The 19557-nt window shown below is 48.6% G+C and carries 16 protein-coding genes; 11 read left to right on the top strand and 5 right to left on the bottom strand.

The window, feature by feature from the left end; translation table 11 throughout:
* Positions 1 to 48: 48 nt before the first annotated feature.
* The 7 genes from AC6ESO_RS14075 to AC6ESO_RS14045 all read left to right on the top strand — a co-directional run bounded on the left by AC6ESO_RS14075 (position 49) and on the right by AC6ESO_RS14045 (position 8556).
* Positions 49 to 1041, top strand: a complete 993-nt coding sequence (locus AC6ESO_RS14075; protein ID WP_497091890.1) for a glycoside hydrolase family 43 protein — start codon at positions 49 to 51, stop codon at positions 1039 to 1041.
* A 572-nt stretch (positions 1042 to 1613) separates the two neighbouring features.
* Entirely contained in the window at positions 1614 to 1919 is a 306-nt protein-coding gene (locus AC6ESO_RS14070) for an alpha-glucosidase C-terminal domain-containing protein (RefSeq protein ID WP_497091889.1), read from the top strand.
* A gap of 136 nt (positions 1920 to 2055) precedes the next feature.
* Positions 2056 to 3777, top strand: coding sequence for a sensor histidine kinase (locus AC6ESO_RS14065; RefSeq protein ID WP_497091888.1), 1722 nt, complete (start codon positions 2056 to 2058; stop codon positions 3775 to 3777).
* On the top strand, positions 3758 to 5338 hold the full coding sequence (locus tag AC6ESO_RS14060) for a response regulator (protein WP_497091887.1): 1581 nt from the start codon (positions 3758 to 3760) through the stop codon (positions 5336 to 5338). The genes AC6ESO_RS14065 and AC6ESO_RS14060 overlap by 20 nt, the downstream gene beginning before the upstream one ends.
* Positions 5339 to 5436: 98 nt before the next feature.
* On the top strand, positions 5437 to 6789 hold the full coding sequence (locus AC6ESO_RS14055; protein WP_497091886.1) for an ABC transporter substrate-binding protein: 1353 nt from the start codon (positions 5437 to 5439) through the stop codon (positions 6787 to 6789).
* A gap of 74 nt (positions 6790 to 6863) precedes the next feature.
* Positions 6864 to 7724: a carbohydrate ABC transporter permease gene (locus AC6ESO_RS14050; protein ID WP_497091885.1), complete on the top strand. Its 861-nt coding sequence runs from the start codon at positions 6864 to 6866 to the stop codon at positions 7722 to 7724.
* 4 nt (positions 7725 to 7728) lie between these two features.
* Positions 7729 to 8556 (top strand): carbohydrate ABC transporter permease, encoded by an 828-nt coding sequence (locus AC6ESO_RS14045; protein ID WP_497091884.1) that lies wholly within the window; start codon positions 7729 to 7731, stop codon positions 8554 to 8556.
* A gap of 79 nt (positions 8557 to 8635) precedes the next feature.
* Here the strand turns inward: AC6ESO_RS14045 and AC6ESO_RS14040 are convergent, their stop codons facing one another.
* From AC6ESO_RS14040 to AC6ESO_RS14020, 5 genes are all read right to left on the bottom strand, one after another.
* Positions 8636 to 9895 (bottom strand): Gfo/Idh/MocA family protein, encoded by a 1260-nt coding sequence (locus AC6ESO_RS14040; protein ID WP_497091883.1) that lies wholly within the window; start codon positions 9893 to 9895, stop codon positions 8636 to 8638.
* Between the two features lie 67 nt (positions 9896 to 9962).
* Positions 9963 to 11621 carry a type 2 periplasmic-binding domain-containing protein gene (locus tag AC6ESO_RS14035; protein ID WP_497091882.1) on the bottom strand — a complete coding sequence of 553 codons (1659 nt, stop codon included), beginning with the start codon at positions 11619 to 11621 and terminating at the stop codon, positions 9963 to 9965.
* Between the two features lie 46 nt (positions 11622 to 11667).
* Entirely contained in the window at positions 11668 to 12552 is an 885-nt protein-coding gene (locus tag AC6ESO_RS14030; RefSeq protein WP_497091881.1) for a carbohydrate ABC transporter permease, read from the bottom strand.
* Positions 12553 to 12564: 12 nt separating this feature from the next.
* Positions 12565 to 13533, bottom strand: coding sequence for an ABC transporter permease (locus AC6ESO_RS14025; RefSeq protein WP_497091880.1), 969 nt, complete (start codon positions 13531 to 13533; stop codon positions 12565 to 12567).
* Positions 13534 to 13991: 458 nt separating this feature from the next.
* The gene (locus tag AC6ESO_RS14020; RefSeq protein ID WP_497091879.1) at positions 13992 to 15035 is read right to left on the bottom strand and encodes a LacI family DNA-binding transcriptional regulator; all 1044 of its coding nucleotides are present in this window, start codon (positions 15033 to 15035) and stop codon (positions 13992 to 13994) included.
* Between the two features lie 243 nt (positions 15036 to 15278).
* Between AC6ESO_RS14020 and kduI the strand changes: the two genes are divergently transcribed.
* Genes kduI through AC6ESO_RS14000 form a run of 4 tightly spaced genes read left to right on the top strand, consistent with a single transcriptional unit; the run spans position 15279 to position 19542 of the window.
* Positions 15279 to 16112: a 5-dehydro-4-deoxy-D-glucuronate isomerase gene (gene kduI / locus AC6ESO_RS14015; protein ID WP_497091878.1), complete on the top strand. Its 834-nt coding sequence runs from the start codon at positions 15279 to 15281 to the stop codon at positions 16110 to 16112.
* Positions 16113 to 16145: 33 nt separating this feature from the next.
* The gene (locus AC6ESO_RS14010; protein WP_497091877.1) at positions 16146 to 16913 is read left to right on the top strand and encodes a DeoR/GlpR family DNA-binding transcription regulator; all 768 of its coding nucleotides are present in this window, start codon (positions 16146 to 16148) and stop codon (positions 16911 to 16913) included.
* Complete coding sequence (gene kduD, locus AC6ESO_RS14005; protein WP_497091876.1) at positions 16910 to 17665, top strand: 2-dehydro-3-deoxy-D-gluconate 5-dehydrogenase KduD; 756 nt, start codon at positions 16910 to 16912, stop codon at positions 17663 to 17665. The genes AC6ESO_RS14010 and kduD overlap by 4 nt, the downstream gene beginning before the upstream one ends.
* A 32-nt stretch (positions 17666 to 17697) precedes the next feature.
* Positions 17698 to 19542: a heparinase II/III family protein gene (locus AC6ESO_RS14000; protein ID WP_497091875.1), complete on the top strand. Its 1845-nt coding sequence runs from the start codon at positions 17698 to 17700 to the stop codon at positions 19540 to 19542.
* Positions 19543 to 19557 lie beyond the last annotated feature (15 nt).

Genomic DNA, 19557 nt, shown 5'->3' with positions numbered 1-19557 from the left:
TATAATAGGATGAAAGCGATTACGCAATAGAGAAGGAGTGTTTATCAGATGAACACAAAAGCACGAGCAGCGTTACCTAACGAACCAATTGTCACGCACATATACACGGCAGATCCATCTGCCCATGTTTTTGAAGGGAAGCTGTATATCTATCCTTCCCATGACATCGACCATGACGGACCGACTAACGATAACGGCGATCAGTACGCGATGGAAGATTATCATGTGCTGTCGATGGACAATATAGATTCGCCTTGCGTGGATAACGGAGAAGCGCTTCATGTGAAAAACGTGCCTTGGGCGTCGAAGCAAATGTGGGCACCGGACGCTGCTTTTAAGAATAACCTGTACTATTTGTTCTTCCCGGCTAGAGACAAGGATGGCATCTTCCGTATTGGCGTCGCAACAAGCACTTCTCCTACTGGTCCGTTCAAGGCAGAGGAAAACTACATTCCGGGAAGCTTCAGCATCGATCCTGCGGTATACGTGAATGATGATGGCAAAGCATATATGTATTTCGGCGGCTTATGGGGCGGCCAATTGGAGAAGTGGCAGACCGGCACTTACTTGCCTGATGCTGCCGGGCCGGATGCGAATGCTCCGGCACTAGGACCTCAAGTAGCAGAGCTGAGCGACGATATGCTGACGTTCAAACAAGCGCCGAAGGAAATTTCGATCGTAGACGAGGATGGTAATCCGATCCTGGCAGGAGACGAGGATCGCCGATATTTCGAAGGACCTTGGATGCACAACTATAACGGCATGTATTATCTCTCCTACTCCACAGGAACAACGCATAAGCTCGTGTACGCCGTGAGCGACAATCCGGAAGGGCCGTTTGTGTTCAAAGGCACGATCCTAACGCCGGTTCTCGGCTGGACAACGCATCACTCCATCGTGGAATTTCAGGACAAATGGTATCTGTTCTACCATGATGCCTCCCTATCCGGCGGAGTCGATCATAAACGCAGCGTGAAATTCACGGAGCTGCATTACAATGAGGACGGTACGATCCAAACGATCGATCCGTATAAAGAATAGGTTAGGAGAAGGAACGCAGCCTTGGGGCTGGGTTCCTTTTTTTGTACCAGCGGCCGCTGAGAGTCTTAAAATCGTACTCTCAGCAGTAAAACTCCGCCGAAATGATGCTGAGAGTCGCAAAAACCGACTCTCAGCACGAAAACCAAACCTAAAAGAGATACCGGCTGCTGCTGAGAGTCTTAAAATCGTACTCTCAGCAGCAAAACTCCGCCGAAATGATGCTGAGAGTCGCAAAAACCGACTCTCAGCACGAAAACTAACCGTGTAGGCACAGTAAGCGGCTATTCCGCTAATAGAGTGTCATTTGGCCGGTTTGGGCAGCGATAAGAGGATATACCGCTTATTGAGCTAGCAAGTGGGAGATTGAAGCTAGTTTTGCAAGAATTTCGGCGTAATAAGCGGCTATTCCGCTAATGGAGTGTCATTTGGACGGTTTGGGCAACGATAAGCGGATATACCGCTTATCGAGCTGGCATGGGGGCACAATCCCCATAATTATTCAACTACACCCGGGGCGATAATCTGGCAACCCCGCAGTGGGATTTTCCTTCTTATAATTTCGCTAACCAGGAATGGCGCGACGAAGTGAAGAAATACCGCTGTCACCGTATGGCTCAAGAGTGAAGCTGAGCACGAATGATAATAACAAGTATTACGCGTTCAAACGAACGAACAAGACCGGTTCCAGCAAAGCGCTTGTTATCTTGAAGGATCAGAACTCCGCGCAGACGATTACGGTTAATCTGGCAAACACGGATATCAGCACCTCGCAGACTCCGATAGACCTCTTAAATGGCGGCGGAGCAACTGCTATCACGTCATCAAGCTACACGGTAACACTGCCTGCTTACGGATTTACTGTACTGGGTGTAAATTAATCCCAAAACTACCGCTTCATTTCCTAGTAGGGAATGAAGCGGTTTTTTTCGCGTTTCCTTGTAAACGGATATTTACTTTCTGCAAAATTCAAGCATACTTGAATTAACGCGAATTTTGTCAAATAAGGAGACGATCATGATTCGGAAACCTCTGTCCTTCCAGCATCGGTTAATGCTCGTTATCCTCCTGACCGTGCTGCTGCCATCGGTCCTCATCAATTTCCTTACCTTCTCTACCATAAAGACTCAGATGCAGAAGGATGCCATCACGTGGCTGAAAGGCATCACGAATAACTCGGGGCGAACGATGGATAGTTATATTCAGCTTGTCACCGGAATAACCAAAAACCCTGAATACGATAGTACGTTAATGAGCATTTTCGAAAGACATCGGACTAATAAGCATGGCCTGTACGGTTATCCCTATGATGAACGTGTGCAAATCAATGGTTGGCTGTCGATGCTCAGAGAAATGGATGATAACATCTATGCCGTTAATTTTGTCGACATAAATGGTAACCGCTTTCATCTGGGCAAGGATTATGTGGAAGCGAATAAAGATTGGATCGATCGCACCCGTGAACTGAATGGGGGCAGCCTTGTTTGGCCGCCGGTTAAGTTAGCGGATGGGGAAACTGTATTCTCGGTAACGCGCACGATTATCAACCCGAATACCTTTCACGTTACGGCAACGATCCAGCTCGCTTTTCAATTGAATTTCCTTACGCAGGAGGACAACGAGAACTTCTTGCAGGAGGGTGATTTACTGATCCTAGACAAATCAGATCGCGTCATCTTCGATCTGAACGGGAAGAGGACCGGAGAGCGGATGGATTGGAACAACCAAGAGCAGCAATTCCACGTCAGCTATGATTCGGAATTAACCGGTTGGAAGCTTGTCGGCATGGTCCCGGAGCATCTCTTATTTCAGAAGGTGGATCAGCTTCGCAAATGGATTTTACTCGCAAATATCGTCTTCATCCTGTTGACCATGGTCATTGTCTATCTGCTCAGCTATCGCATTACGCGGCCGCTCTGGAAATTAAGCAAGATTATGCAGCAGGCTTCGAAAACAAACTTCATTATCGATACGATCAGCTTCAAGCGCAAGGATGAAATCGGCATGATATCGAACAGCTTCAACCTCATGGTTCGGCGAATACATAATCTCATCGACACGGTTACGGATACGGAGCGAAGGCGCAAGAAGTCGGAAATCGAGGCGCTGCAATCGCAGATTAATCCTCATTTTCTCTACAACACCTTAAGTGCGATCACCATGCAGGCGGAGCTTGACGAGAACTATAAAATTTCGGACATGTCCTCTCTGCTCGGCAAGCTGCTGCGCTACTCGATCGGCAGCCAGGAGGAGTGGGTCGAGGTTCGGCAAGAATGCGATTATATCCGGACGTATATTCGGATTATGCAATTCCGCTTCCCATTCATTCAGTTCGACTTGCAAATCGACGAAAGCGTCAATAATTGGCTGGTCATTCGGCTATTGATTCAGCCCATCGTGGAGAATGCGATTATCCATGGGATTGTTCCGAAAGGGAAAGAAGGGCTGGTCAACATTCATGTAGGTGAGAAGCTGGCGGATTCCGGCGATAGTCGTTTGTTTATTTCGGTTAAGGACTCCGGCGTCGGCATGGATCAGCAGACTGTCAATGCAACGATGATGAAGCTGAGGGAATACGAGGATCAGTCTGGCGGCATCGGCTTGCAAAATGTGTACAATCGCATCGCGCTTTCGTACGAAGGGGATTTCGAATTCACGCTGCAAAGTACAGAAGGAATAGGAACATCATTTTATATCGAAATCCCTAGGAGGCTGCACAATGAGGATCATGATCGTTGAAGATGAAGATCTGCTCCGCGAGGGGCTTGTGAAGATGATTGGGCGGATGGGCTTGAATGGCTCAGTCGTTGCGGTGGCCAGCAATGGTGAAGAAGCATTGGAGCAGCTCTCTCATATCGGTGTGGATCTCATCATAACGGATATTCGGATGCCCAAGAAGGACGGGCTGCAGCTCTTGGAGGAAGTCATGCAGGTGAACCCCAACATACGCTCCATCGTGTTAAGCGGATACGATGATTTTGAGTACGCCAAGCGAGCGCTCAAATTGAACTGTAAGGATTATATTTTAAAGCCCATCATGTATCACGATCTCCTAGAGCTGCTGGGGAAGATAGAAGTTGAGTTTTCCGCTGTGCAGAAGAAAATGCTCGAAGAAGTGAAGCTCAAGGGGATTCTGAATCAGAATCAGTATCTCATCAGGCATGAGTTTCTGCGTAATTTTATTCAGCGCGATAAGGTGCAGCAGGTAGGGACCATCCTAACCGAAGCTGAGAATATTGGCATACGACTGAAGGCGGCCAGCTATTCGCTATTCGCGATTCAAATTGAAGAGAAGCTGGAGACGAAGAATAAATATGGCAAAAGTGATTGGACATTAATGAAATATGCCCTCCACAATATCGTAGAGGAGTTAACAGGTTATGCGCCTTGCTATTATGACGAGCAGGAAGCGCTGATCGTGCTGTACGAAGGCGTTGTGGACGAAGAAATCGTGCTTGCATTATGCAGCCAGATCGTAATGAAAAGCAGAGAGCTATTGAAAATAACCGTTTCGATCGGCATATCGAATACGCATGACCTGCGGAAGCTGTCGATCGGTTATCAAGAAGCGACGCGGGTTCTGAAGTACCGTCTCATCTCCGACAGTCATTTCATAATCTTCTATTCTCACGCAAGCCATAATACGAACCATTCCATTAAACCCTATATGGACCAATTGGCTGAGCTGTTCGATCTGGAGCAAGCAGATAGCGTTATCGAGCGGCTCAAGCAATGGTATGAAGGGCTGAAGCAAGCCGAATTGTCGCTAGACGCTGTTGCGAGCATGGAGAAAGAAGTGAGGATTGTTTTCCATTCTTTGCTGCGCCATTGCGTGAAGGAACTTGGGGATCAGGAGTATGATCTCGGCGCGGAAATCGGCATGATGGAGGCGGCAGATTCCTTCTATGCGAGGATGAATCCTTTAATCAAGGTGCTTAAGGAGATCAGCTCGGACAGCAAGAAGGGGAAAATCGAGAATCGGACGTCAGAGCAAGTGATGAAGTACATCCGGGAGCATTACAGCGAGAATATAACGTTAACTTCGATCTCGGAATACATCTACATGAATTCGGCTTATTTGAGCGTGATGTTCAAGAAGAAGACAGGTAAAAGCATCATTGAATACTTAACCGCGGTGCGGATGGCAGAAGCCAAGAAACAGTTAGTCCACACCGATTTGAAAACCTATCAAATTGCCGAAATGGTGGGATATAACGACGCGGCTTATTTTTCTACCCTGTTCAAGAAATACTGCGGCGCATCACCTCAAGAATACAGAACTATAAATACTCCAAGATAATCTATATTTCCTAGATGGGAACCTAAGCGATCCCCCTATACAATGAAGCAGTAGACAATTCACATGGTCCAGTCAAAACAAATGGGGGGAACCAAAGAATGAAGAAGAAAAACGTGGTGCTTAGCAGTTTGGTAGCGCTGTCAAGCTTATCTCTTGTGGTAGCTGGCTGCTCAAGCAACAACAATTCCGGCTCGAACAACACTGCAGCGTCAGAAACCAATACGGCGGCGACTACAAACAATACGACAAATAATGCGCCGGCAGCTGAAGAAGCAAAGCCGATCAAAGCGCAATTCTACTATGATTTCGCGCCACTTACCGATTACATAAAGGACATCAACCCTATCGTTCAAACATCAGATAACGTAACCTTCGAAGGGGTTCCTTACACGGACACAACGGCTTATCAAACGGCGGTGCGTATTGGATTTACGACACAAGAAGCACCCGATCTCTTCAAATGGTGGAACGGCTATAAATTAAAAGAGCTCGCGGACAGCGGCAACCTGGCCGATATGACAGAGCAATGGAAAGAGCTTAGCGCGGATGGCAATGGCATTCTGCCTTCACTCGCAGGTCCGTTGACGGTCGATGGCAAGGTTTACGGAATTCCGGCTTCTGCGCATTATTGGACGATCTTCTACAATAAGAAGGTATTCGCAGATAATGGCTTAACACCGCCTACAACTTGGGATGAACTGATGAAAATCAGCGATACGCTGAAAGCGAAGAACATTACCCCATTCGGGACTTCGATCAAAGATACTTGGAACGGTTTTATCTGGTTCGAGGATCTGCTGATCCACTCGTATCCTGATTTCTACAATAAGCTCGTTGTCGGTCAAGCGAAATACACGGATCCGGAAATGGTAGAAGTAATGGAGCTGTGGAAATCGATGTACGACAAAGGTTACTTCTCGAAACCGATGACAATGGATGCCGAAATTCCGCAAGCATTCGTGAAAGGCGAAATCGGCATGTACTTGGTTGGAACATGGTACGAGAGCTTCCTGAACGGCGTAGGTTTGAAACCTGAAGAAGGCTATGGCTCGTTCATCATGCCAGCCATTAAGCCGGAAGCCGGTCATACCGTCATCTCTGAGATTACACCGTTCCTAGTATCGCAAAATGCCAAAAACCGCGATGATGCCATTAAAGCTGCCATTTCCTTAACGAAAAAAGAAACGAATGAAAAGCTGCTCAAAGTGTTCGGCGGCGTGCCGACTCGTAAAGATGTGGAAGCAAGCAGCCCAACGATCAAAGCGCTTGTCGACAACATTTCCAAAGACAACTATACGGCGATCACACGTTACTGGGAAGCGACTCCATCCGAGCTTTCCGAGTACGGTTCAAGTGAATTTATCCGCTTCATGCTTAACCCGGATCAATATATGGATGTCCTGAACAACATCCAGAAGAAAGCAGATAAGTACTGGGCAGAACATAAATAATAGTCGATAGGGTTAAGGGGCGTTAGCTGCCTCTTAACCCTGCTTATTATCGGGACCTATGGGAGTGTGACAAGATGAACTACTTCAAGAAACATGGAGAAGCCTTGCTTTATGTATTACCTGCCGCCCTGATGATCACTGTTTTTTTTGTTTCCTCCGTTATCTACACGTTCTTTATCAGCTTTACGGATTGGGATGGATTAACGAGGTCTCACTGGGTCGGTTTGAGTAACTATATCGAAGTGTTTAGTGATGTTACATATATTACCTCGCTCAAGAATACTTTTATGTGGGTTGCATTGTCTCTGATCCTGCCGGTTGGGCTTGGACTTCTGCTCAGCATTCTGCTGCAGCAAATTAAGGGACAACGTTTTTTCAAAAATCTATTCTATCTGCCATACGCCATGTCGCTGACAGTTGTCGGTGTCATTTGGATCTTTCTGTTCTCCTCGAGCGGAATCAACTATCTTCTCACCCATATGGGGCTTGAATCCTGGGCTAAGGATTGGCTGCGTACGCCTTACTATAATACATTCGCCATGCTCGTCGCTTCCGTCTGGCAGGGAGCCGGCACGAATATGCTGCTGTTTCTCGTTGGTTTAGGATCCTTGCCGAAGGATCCGTTCGAGGCTGCCGCGATTGACGGTGCGAATCGGTTCCATATGTTCTGGAAAATAACGCTGCCTCTCTTAAATCCGGTCACGATTGTTGTGCTGGGGCTAGCGCTGGTTAATAGCTTTAAGACATTCGATATCATTTGGGTCATGACGCAAGGCGGGCCTTATCGTTCTTCGGAAACGCTGGCTGTTACGATGTATCGTGAATCCTTCATGCTGTTCCACTTTGGACAAGGTGCGGCGATCTCTATTCTCTTAACGGTATTATCCATTGTTGCATCTTGGTTCTATTTGAAGAAAACGATAGTGGAGGATTGAGGGCATGAAACAGCTTGCAAATGGGATCAAATATATCATTATCATCACATTATCCATATTATGGATTGCACCGGTTATATTAGTCCTGATGAATTCGACGAAATCGATAGGCGATTTCATGAATGGAAGTATGTGGGCATGGCCGAAGAGCTTTCACCTCTTTCAGAACTTAGAGGAAGCGTTGAATGCAGGGAAACTCACCAAATATGTGAAGAACAGCTTTACTTATGGTGTAGTGGGGGCTTCAGCTAGTATTCTAATCTCGGTCTTTGCTGCTTACGGCTTGGTTGTCCTTCGCTTAAAGGGTTCCTTCTACTGGTTCTTGCTGATCTATAGCGGCACAATCTTTCCTTTCCAAATGTATCTGGTTCCGTTATTCTCGGGGTATCAGAAAGTGGGTATCTATGATTCGTTCTTTGGCATGTGTCTGTTCTATACTGCCATCTGTATCCCGTTCTGCGTGTTCTTGCTGCGTAACTTCATGACAACGATCTCGCGTGAATATGTGGAAGCGGCGCAAATGGACGGCTATTCGACTATCGCCATTCTCTTTCGGATCATATTTCCATTCTTGGTGCCGCCGATATCTGTCTTGTTCTTGTTCCAGTTCACGTTTATCTGGAATGATCTCATCTTCGGACTAATCTTAACGCGAAGCGATGATATTCGTCCGATCATGTCGGGACTTGCCGCTATGCAGGGTACCTATATCTCGACTGGCATTACTACGCTGATGGCGGGCATCGTGGTAACGTCGATTCCGACGCTTATTCTGTTCTTTGCCCTTCAGAAGAACTTTATTAAAGGGATGCAGATTACGGTGAAATCGTAGAGGCTTGTGTAAAGGTACCGCTAAACAGAAAGGAGGAGCAAGAATAACGCTTGCTCCTCCTTTGATATGCTCGGCTTATTTATTTGGCTGCAATCAAGTCTTTCGCATAATCCGTTAGCACAATCGTCTTGCCGCCATTCAGGCGTGATTCCTCTGCTGCAAACGCCATTAAATGACTGCGAACAGATGCGGCAGCTGATGTTAAGCCTTCCTGACCGTTGTAGTGCCGCACTTCATTTAAGAAGCTGCGGACGATTCCGGCATCACCGCCGCCGTGTCCCGTTGTTTGGGGAGGAATCGTAATTTCCGTTTTCTGATGAGTCAGAAAATCATACAGCGTAATTTTATCCTCTTCCGCCCGAAGCTCGCCCCGCGTGCCCATAATTTGAATCCTTCGCTCCTGCTCGAACGTAAAGCCGCACATGCTGAACATCGCCGTGGCGCCGCCTTCGAATTCCATGTTCACGACCTGGTGGTCAACGACATTGTTATCGCTTCGATAGACGCAGCGGCCATAGTCGGTCTCCCGCATACCTTGAACAATATTTTCCTTAACCAGATCCGGCGTGAAATGCCGTGCCCAGCCTTTGAACTGATTGCTCAAATAGAATCGAGGTGCCGAATACGGACAGGTAGATTCAACCGAGCAGTCAAGGCAACGCTCCGCGGAGCCTTCGGGAGCATGGTCAGCGTTGAAGTGCATCAAGGAACCAAAGGAGCTGACACGGGTGCACGGTTTGTCCATGAGCCAGGAGAGAACGTCCATATCATGACAGGATTTGGCTAATATCATCGGACTGGATTTGTCCGAATTGTTCCAGTTGCCGCGTACGAAGCTGTGCGCGATGTGCCAATATCCTACATTCTCGTTCAATTGAATGGAGGCTACCTCCCCGATTCGCCCATCCGTAATCGCCTGTTTGATTGTTAACCAGAAGGGCGTATACCGCAGCACATGACAGATGGATAACAGACGATCATTGTCTTTGGCCGCTTGTTCCATATCCAGACACTCAAGCGGGTCCGGCGACATCGGCTTCTCTAGAAGGACGTGATATTTCGTATTCAACGCTTGCATCGTGGGCTCATAATGCATCCGATCCTGCGTGCAAATGACGGCAATGTTAGCAAGCTGGGGCTGTGCCAACAGTCCCTCCCAGGATTCGTAGCAGTGCTCGGGCGGGATGCCATGCGCCTGCGCCATTTTATCACGGCGTACCGGATCAGCTTCCGCTACGGCAACAAACTTCAGCTCATGCGGATAATCCAGTGCAAAAGGCGCGTAGCCCCCTGCACCTCTGGATCCGGCACCAATCAATACAGCAGTTAATGGACTCATTAGCTTCGTGCTCCTTCTTCTTATGTCATTCACTCGCAGTCAAGAAGCTTCGCACCGCGGAGTTCATTTATTGGGATGTGAAACGATCCAGTGCAGCTTGGTAGATTGCGATATAACGATCAAGTCCCATTTTGTTAAGTGTGGCAACATAATTGTCCCATTCATCGAAAGAAGCGTTGCCTACGATGAATTTATCTCTCATCTCATCTACGTAAGTTTGAATATCGGTAGCAAGTGTCGTAAGCTCGGTCTGCTCTTCGCCAGTGAAATTGAATGCCGGCCAAATTTGATCCTGCTTAAGTGTAAGTGCTTCGGATTTCTTCGCATTCTCTACCGACGTTGGAAGTCCTTCTGCGCCTTTAAAGAACTGCTGCTTTACAAATCCCGGATAGTAGCCGCCAGGCCATACTAAATATTGGCTGACTGCTTGATCGAGCGAGAGGCCGTTTGAATTGTTCTTGATCTCATCGGTGTAGTCGACCGTACCGTCTGCTTGCTCCTTGTACGTTTGATCCTTCCAGCCCATGAAGAACAATTTGATGCCTTCCTCGCTGTAGAAATAATCCATCCAACGCATCATCGCCTCTTGATTCTTAGCTTTATCCGTCAGTACGAACATCCCGATGTTTCCTAGGGGAGAACCGATATACGTATAGGTCTGATCGCCGTGAGGTCCTTTCAGCACCGGAAGACCGACATAGCCTTGCTGATTGTAAATGGCTACAGGATCTACGTTGTCGATGACTGCAAGAAGACCGCCTGTTCCTTTGGCGTCAATTTCTTCACTCTGCACGGAAACGATATCCTTCTCCAACAGACCATCCTTGTACAGCTTGTTTACATATTGGAGCAGCTCCTTGTAGTTGGGGTCCGTTGCAACGAAGCGAAGCTTGCCTGTTGAAGGATCCGTATCGACATAAGCATTGGAGTTGCCGTGATTATTAAGACCGAAGGAGCCCTTCAAGTATCCAAGCAGACCGGTTGTACCTACACCGCCCCAAGCAATCTCATCTTGCTTGCTGTTGCCGTTAGGATCCTTCTCCTTGAAGGCTTTCAGCATGTTATAGAAGTCATCCAGATTTTGCGGCTCTGCAATGCCCAGCTTGTCGAGCCATTCTTTCTTGACCCATGGCGTGTTATAGAAAACAGATTTGAATTCAGGATCATAGATAGTCGGAAGACCGTAGATATTACCGTCCGGCATCGTAATGCCTTTTCCGATGATCGGGTATTTATCCATGAGTGCTTTGAAATTAGGTGCATATTTATCGATTAGGTCGTTGAGCGGTACGAATACGCCTTGCTTCCCGTATTTGAACAGATCGGAGCGGGAGAAAGCGGACGCATAAAACAATTCGGGATATTCGCCGCCTGCGAGCAAAATATTCCGTTTTTCCTTGAGACTGTCTTTCTGTGTGGTGTCCCAAACCATATGAACGTTGGTCATCTTCTCGTATTCCTGCCACAGCTTCAAATTGTTCCAGTCCGCATTGGCAAATAGCTTCGCTGCGAACCCCTTCACCGTAATTTTGTCATTCACGATCGGGAAGCCAGCGGTGTTCAGCCCAGCTACTTCTTTTGTGCTTGCAGGTGCGCTCGTTTCATTGTTTGTCGCGGAGCCGGTGCCATTGCCATTGTTGTTCCCGCTATTGCTGCTGCAGGAAGAGACCATGGATACCGATAGAGCGCAGGTCAACAGAATACTCCCCATTTTTGCAACCTTCATTGTTTCTTCCTCCCTTAGCCATCCAATTTATATCCACGCAAAGGAATTATCCTTTTATGGCGCCAATCATAATGCCTTTTACAAAATAACGCTGCAGGAAGGGATAGAGGATGAGCATCGGAATGTTAGCCACGACGAGAACGGCGTACTTGATGCCTTCAACGGCGCGCTGCTGCTTAATTGCGGACTCCGTAGACGCTTTGATCATGTCATCCGTTTGACCTTGTATAAGGATTTCGCGCAGAATGAGCTGCAGCGGGAACTTGCTTTTATCAGATAAGTAGAGGAGGGCATTGAAGAACGCATTCCAATGTCCGACCGCATAGAAAAGAATCGTTACTGCAATGATAGGCATGGACAAAGGCAGGACTACCTTGCGCAAAATTTGAAAATTGGAGCAACCATCGATTGTGGCCGCTTCCTGCAGCTCGCTGGGAATGGTCTGCTGGAAGAATGTACGCATGATGATAATATTCCAGATCGATACCGCGCTTGGAATGACCATAACCCACAGGGTATTCAGCATGCCGAGCTTCTTGACGAGAATGAAGGTCGGGATGAGGCCTCCGCTGAAAAACATCGTGAATACGAGCAGGGCCATGATCACATTGCGTCCGACAAAATCACGCCGCGACAATGGATAAGCACCGCATATCGTCATCAGCAGATTAATGAACGTACCAAGCGAGGTGTACAGAAGCGTGTTGCCGAAACTTCGGACAATGTCGCTGTTATGGAAGATTTTACTGTAGGAATCCAGCGTCAATCCTTTCGGCCAAACCAGAATCTCGCCGCTCATTATGTATTGGGGATCGCTGAATGAGGCACTTAGGACAAACACAAGCGGATAAAGCACGGCAATCACGACAAGGATCAACACCGAATACGTTATGAAGCTAAAGAGGCGGTCACCTCGGGTCTGATCAGCCATTCGTATACCTCCTTACCATAAGCTGGTTTTACTGAGCCGTTTGGATATCGAGTTGACACTGACCAGAAGGGCGAAATTGATGATGGAGCTGAATAGTCCGACTGCGGTTGAGAAGCTGAAATCTGCCTCCTGAATACCGCTTCTGTAGACGTAGGTATCAATAATGTCCGAGCTGCCCATATTTAACGTGTTTTGCATAAGAAGAACCTTCTCGAAGCCGATCGACATCACGTTTCCGAGCTCCAAGATAAACAGAATGATAATTGTCGGCAGAATGCTGGGGATGTTAATATGCCAAATGCGCTGCAGCCGGGTTGCACCGTCTACGCGAGCCGCTTCATGCAATTGATGATCTACGCCGGCGAGTGCGGCCAGATAGATGATAGAGCTCCAGCCTGTCGTCTGCCAGACAGAGGACATCACATATAAGGTTTTAAACCAGGAGGGCTCGGTGAGGAAGTTAATCGGATTGCCCCCGAACAGTTCGATCATGGTATTGACTAGACCGTACCGTGGATTCAGGAACATCATCATCATGCCAACCACTACAACGGTGGATAAGAAGTGTGGCGCATAGGTAACGGTTTGAACAAATTTCTTAAACTTGGCTGCTCGAACTTCGTTCATCAGAAGAGCGAGGAGGATCGGAATTGGAAATCCTACTGCGAGTGAATAAAGGCCGAGACCAACCGTATTGCTGATTAAGCGTTTGAAGAAGTAGCTATTGAATAGCCGATGAAAATGGTCGAAGCCAACCCAGGGGCTTCCCCAAATCCCTTTGTTCGCAATGAAATCCTTGAATGCAATCTGAACACCGTACATGGGGATGTACTTGAACACGATGAAGTAGGCGAGAACAGGTGAAATGAGCAGATAGAGCTGCCAATTTCGAAAGATACGATTCCAAAAGGCTTTTTTCTTTCCCGTTTTGGCAGTCGTCCGAATGGGATTTTGCAGAGCCTGGGCAGTTCGGATAGCCATTTCTTATCACCTCGTCTGTAATTTAATCTTTGTGCGCCTCGCCGATCGATCTTTATGTGATGTTTCATGACATGCACCTATCATAAGAGCGGTGGAAACAAATTGTCAATGTTTTTATCCAAAAAATATAATATTTTTGGATAATGTTGCGGACTGTTTGGATAGAGGGGTGATCCACTGAAAACGCTGGATTTTCTCCTTTTCATCGGTTATATTTCAATATTCTATCATAAGATTAAGCGCTTTCAATATGTTTGGTGATCGATTTTCATAAAGTTTTGCATAAATTTTATCCAAACTATTCGGTCTTTTATCCAAAAATGTGCCTAATTACACGTGGGACCACATCGGTTTTTTGGATAAAAAAATGGCTGGATTTGGTGTTTGTGCAAATTAAAAAGCCCAACGGCGCTAGCCGTCGGGCATTCTAAAGTGAACAACTTAATTAGACGAACAAATTAGTTCGCACTTCGATGATAGTCTGATGACTCTCTGACGATCAAGGAGCACGGAAGCAATATTTTGGGCGGAATCGAAAAGTGACCATCTAAGTAATCCACCATCGCCTTCGCCGCTATACTGCCGATTTCAAATTTAGGAACATGAATAGATGAAAGTGGTGGAGATGTATATTGAGCGAAGGCAATATTGTCCATTCCAACAAAGGCAATATCCTCCGGAACGCGGCATTCCTTCTCCAGAGCGGCTCGCATGGCGGGGATAGCAAGCATATCGCTCGCACAGAAAATGGCGGTTGGCCAATTGGACTTCGGTACGCGTAGGAGCATTTGGGTCATTTGGGTATAGCTTTCGTTCACGTTCCAGTTGGTGTCGATGACCCAATCCGGATTGATGGTGAGATTGGACTGCAACATAGAGAATTGATAGCCGATATACCGCTCATCGTTCTCCATCTTTCGGTAGAAGGCGGGTCCGCCTATGTAACCGATTCTCGTATGCCCCTGCTCCACAAGATGGCGAATAACCATTCGGGCTGCAGCTACGCGATCGCAGTCGACTACCGGCACAGACAAGGATTCATCATTTAAGCTCACGCCAAGAAGGACGACACCTTCGTTCTGCATCAGCTCGAAAAATTCTTCATCGTACCAGCTGACAGCGAGAACTCCCTTCACGTTTGCTTCTCCAAGCATGGCTGCAAGACGCTGCGTATCCTTCAATTCCTCAACGGTACGAACGATGACCGGGGGCTGCCCTAGCTCACTCATTTTCCTGTGGAAGCCTTCCAGTACTTGCGAGAAATAAGGATGATCTCCCATAAGGGACTGGGGGATGATACATACGACTTGCTTCAATGGCGTGCTGCTCTGAGCCTCAGGATGGTCTGAATCAGCAAGCTTGTATCCCAGTTCGACAGCGACACTTCTTATTTTACGTTTCGTTTCCTCACTCACAGGTCGGCTCGTGTCGTCACTAAAGGCCCGAGAAACTGTCGAAATAGAAACGCCTACGCGTTCAGCGATATCTTTCAATGTAGGCACAACGATATCCTCCTTGCTAGGCTGACTGCGGGCAATTGACGCAATCCTCTCACAACGTATTGTAACTTGTGTTCGATGACAAATCCATCCCATTCGGATAGAAGAGGAAGCGTATTCAGAGAGGCAAAAACTTATTTAAACGGAAATGGATTTTTCTTCTTGCGCAATGAGCTGCCGTTGTTTAATATGAACTTATAAATTACCAAATGAACTTATATGAACGCAAAAGGAGATCATGCCCACATGGAAATCCGTTATGCTTCGCATCCCAATGAAGTTAAAGCTTTTGATACGACTCGCCTTCGTGAAGAGTTTCTGATTGAACAGCTATTCGCCCCTGACGAACTCAAGCTTAGCTACTCTCATGTGGATCGTTTTATTATCGGCGGCGCAGTTCCGGTGAGAGGTTCGGTGAACCTCGCAGTCGATCCTGCAACGATCGGCGCGGCTACGTTTCTGGAGCGCCGGGAGATTGGGATTATTAATGTCGGCGGCAAGGGCACGGTTACGGTGGACGGAGAAGTTTATGCCATGGACAGCAAGGATTGCCTATATATTGGCCGCGGCGCGAGAGATGTCAGCTTCGCAAGTGAAGATGGCTTGCAGCCTGCCAAATATTATTTGAATTCTGCTCCGGCGCATCAGACGTATCCGACGGTCAAAGCTGCGATCAGCGAAGCATCCCCTAATCATCTGGGAAGCTTGGAGAACTCCAATGAGCGAACCATCTACCGCTATATTCATACGGGAGGCATTCAAAGCTGCCAGCTCGTGATGGGGATGACGCTGCTGAAGCCGGGCAGCATGTGGAATACGATGCCTTGCCATACGCATAACCGCAGGTCGGAAGTGTATTTCTACTTCGACATGCCCGATAATGGCGCGGTGTTTCATCTCATGGGCGAAGCGGCTGAAACTCGCCACCTGGTCGTACGCAATGAACAAGCGGTAATCTCCCCGAGCTGGTCGATTCACAGCGGAGTGGGTACGAACAGCTACACGTTCATATGGGGGATGGCAGGCGAGAATCAAACCTTCGAGGACATGGACGCCGTCGCGATGAAGGACTTAAAATAAAGCTGCAATTCAGCATGAAAGTGATGGTTTCCGATGAACCCTTTGCGCAGATACGAGAAAATTATGGAACTATTGCTCGCTTCCCGAGAAGTGATGGTCACCGAACTTAGCGAGCAGCTGCAGGTAACAGGCAAGACCATTCGGGAGGACTTGGCGAAGCTGGAGCAGAAGGGACTGCTGCAGCGCATTCACGGCGGCGCGGTGCTGGCACAGGAGAATCAGCTCGGTATAATGTCGCTGAAGCAAGAAGAAGCGCCCTACACAGCCGAGCATCAAGAGATTGCAGAGCTGGCGGTCTCGCTCATTGAAGCTAACGAGGTTATCGCCTTGGATGGCGGGCGGACAACGCTTGCAATTGCCAAGCTGCTGCCGGATGAGCCGCTTACGGTCATCACGAATGATCTTCACATTATTGCGGAGCTGGCCCGCCGAACGTCGATTCGTTTGGTCGTACCGGGCGGTTATCAAATCCGCAATATGCTGATCAGCTCTGAGGCAGCAGCCTACATTCGCAAATTGAACATTGCCAAGGCGTTCCTATCCGCTACGGCTATCCACGCGCAGTCCGGCTTTACGATCTATTCCGGAGAATCGGCAGACATTAAGCGGGCATGGCTGGAGACAGCCAAGACCTCCTACGTCGTTGCGGATCATTACAAATTCGGTCAAGGTGCGCTCTTCTCATTCGCCAAGTTGAACGAGGTAAATGCGATCATAACGGATTCCGGCATTTCGCACGAGACGGCAGAGCAGTTCCGGCAAGAAGGAGCGACACTTCTTATGGGAGAGAAGGGAGCATGAGGATGAGCTTTGACTTAACAGGCAAAACAGCGCTGGTTACCGGCACATCAGGCGGGATCGGCCAAGCGATCGCAGTCGGTTTGGCTGAAGCGGGTGCGTCCATTGTAGCCGTATCCGCTTCGAACAGCGATGAGACGGTTCGGCTGATTCGCGGCAGCGGCGGCCTTGCTGCCCAAATTTCGGCGGATTTAAGTCAACTCGATAACTTGGAGCCGATGTTTAATGAAGCGGCATCGTATTTCGGCGGCGTTGATATTCTGGTCAACAATGCCGGAACGATTCGCCGCTCTCCGGCAGCAGCGCATTCGCGTTCCGATTGGTTCGATGTCATCGATCTGAATATGAACGCCGTCTTCTTCCTCAGCCAACTGGCAGGCAATCATATGATTAGCAGAGGCAGCGGTAAAATTATCAATATTGCCTCGATGCTCAGCTTCCAAGGCGGCATCAATGTACCCGGTTATACGGCAAGCAAACATGCCGTGACCGGTATTACGAAAGCGCTTGCCAATGAATGGGGCGGCAAAGGCATTCAAGTAAACGCGATCGCTCCCGGTTATATCGATACGCGCAATACGGCTCCGCTCATGGCGGATGAGAAGCGAAGCAAAGCAATCCTGGAGCGGATCCCTGCAGGACGCTGGGGATTGCCGAAAGACTTGCAGGGACCGGCCGTGTTCCTCGCTTCGGCTGCGTCGGATTATATGAACGGCCACGTCCTCTGTGTGGATGGCGGATGGCTGGCGCGCTAGTTTACTAGTTCAACTCAGCTGGAGGCGAGCGTGTGGCAGAGGCGATAGATTGGACGAAGGACAGGTTGAAGAGTTGGCTTGAGGAGCGACAACGGCATTCTGCCGAAGAGAGTATGTACGGCGCAAATGCAAGCAGCGCTGCCAAGTGGCAGGAGATCGCAGGTTCACCACATTATGCAGACAAGGTACGGGAAGTAGAGCAGGAAGGGAAGCTTCTTGAGCAAGAAGCAGTTCCGGAGCTTTCGCCTGAATTGTATCGGCTCTATGAGCGAACGGGGAACCGGTTGTTATATGAAGCTGTTTACTTTCAGCGAAGAAGAAGGCTGGCAACCTTCGCCATGCTCCACTTCTTGTATCCGAGTGAGAAGCGCTACTCCGGCGCTCTTGAGGAAATCATAGCTGCGGTTCTAGAGGAACCGACTTGGTGTTTGCCCGCACATATGAGAGGTCAAGCGATCGATCGCCATATTGATCTGTTCGCGGCAGAGACCGGTTTCGCGCTGGCAGAGATCTTAACGATATCGGGTGATAGGCATCTATCGATCCCGCTTCAGGCTGCAATACGTCTTGAAGTGGATCGGCGCCTGTTCGTTCCTTATTTGAACTATGGCCCGTACCACTGGGAAACGGCGGATCATAACTGGGCGTCGGTCTGTGCCGGTTCCATTGCCTCTGCTGCGCTTCTCATCGAATCGGATTCCGATCGATTGTCTGCAATCATAGAGAAAGCAATCATCACTATGGGGCATTATCTGTCCGGCTTTGGCGAGGATGGTGCATGCCTCGAAGGTCCGGGGTATTGGAATTACGGCTTCGGCTATTTTGTTACCTTCGCTGATCTGCTGAATCGCGGGACTGGCGGCCAAGCCAACCTGCTCGCCGATAACAAGGTGCGAGCAATTGCGCAGTTTCAGCAGCGCTGTTATCTTGCCCGCAACCGGCCTGCTAATTTCTCCGATGCGGTTCCAGTTGTGAATGTTCATATCGGACTCTCGGATTATTTGGCCTCCTACTATGAGGAAGTAGAATATCCTCCGCTCTCGGTACAGGCAAGCTTCGGCGATGATCATTGCTGGCGATTCGCCCATATCCTGCGCAATTTCATCTGGTATAAGCCGCATGTAAGTAGAGCAAAGAACTGGCAGCCCGGAAGCTGGTTTCTGCCGGATGCGGGGTGGCTCGTTTCGCGTTGTACAACAGCTGCAGGCAGCTTTGGGTTTGCGGCAAAAGGCGGAACAAATCAGGAGCCGCATAACCATATCGACGTTGGCCATTTTATAGTGCTGGCAGATGGGGACCCGGCTTTTGCGGCTGATCTTGGCAGCGGTGAATATACGGCAGACTACTTCGGCGAAGGTCGTTACGCCTATGATTGCAACGGAGCGCAAGGTCACTCGCTGCCGATCATTGGCGGGCATCTTCAAGAGGTTGGCGCGCAAAGTGCAGCAGTTGTGCTTGAAGCGCATACCAGTGACGAGGAAGATCGCTTCGAATTGGAGCTGGCTTCTTGTTATCCAAGAAGCGGGCTGACTTCGTACCGGCGGCGATTCTGCTGGCACAAGGAGTCCGAACGGCCGATTCTCGAACTGCGGGATACGTTTCATTTTGCCGGGAAGCCCTCCCCTATAACGGAGACGATCATAACCCGCTCCAAGCCGAAATTTATGGCCGACGGTGAAATTATGCTGCAAGGTGAAAGGCATTCCGTACGGCTTGCGTACGAACCGGGCTGTTACGAGGTGCGGATTGAAGAGCGGAGTTACTCAAATCACTTTGGTAAGGAAGAAAGCTTTTCTCGTATTTTCTTGGATCGAAGGGTAGAAAGGATAGAGGGCAGCGAGTTTCAGCTAGCGTTTCAATTCAAATTTCTGGAATAGGTAGGTGACTCGGCG

The sequence above is a fragment of the Paenibacillus rhizoryzae genome, from assembly GCF_059686995.1.
Note: the sequence above shows the minus strand (reverse complement) of the source record. Positions and strands in the feature narration are given on the sequence as shown.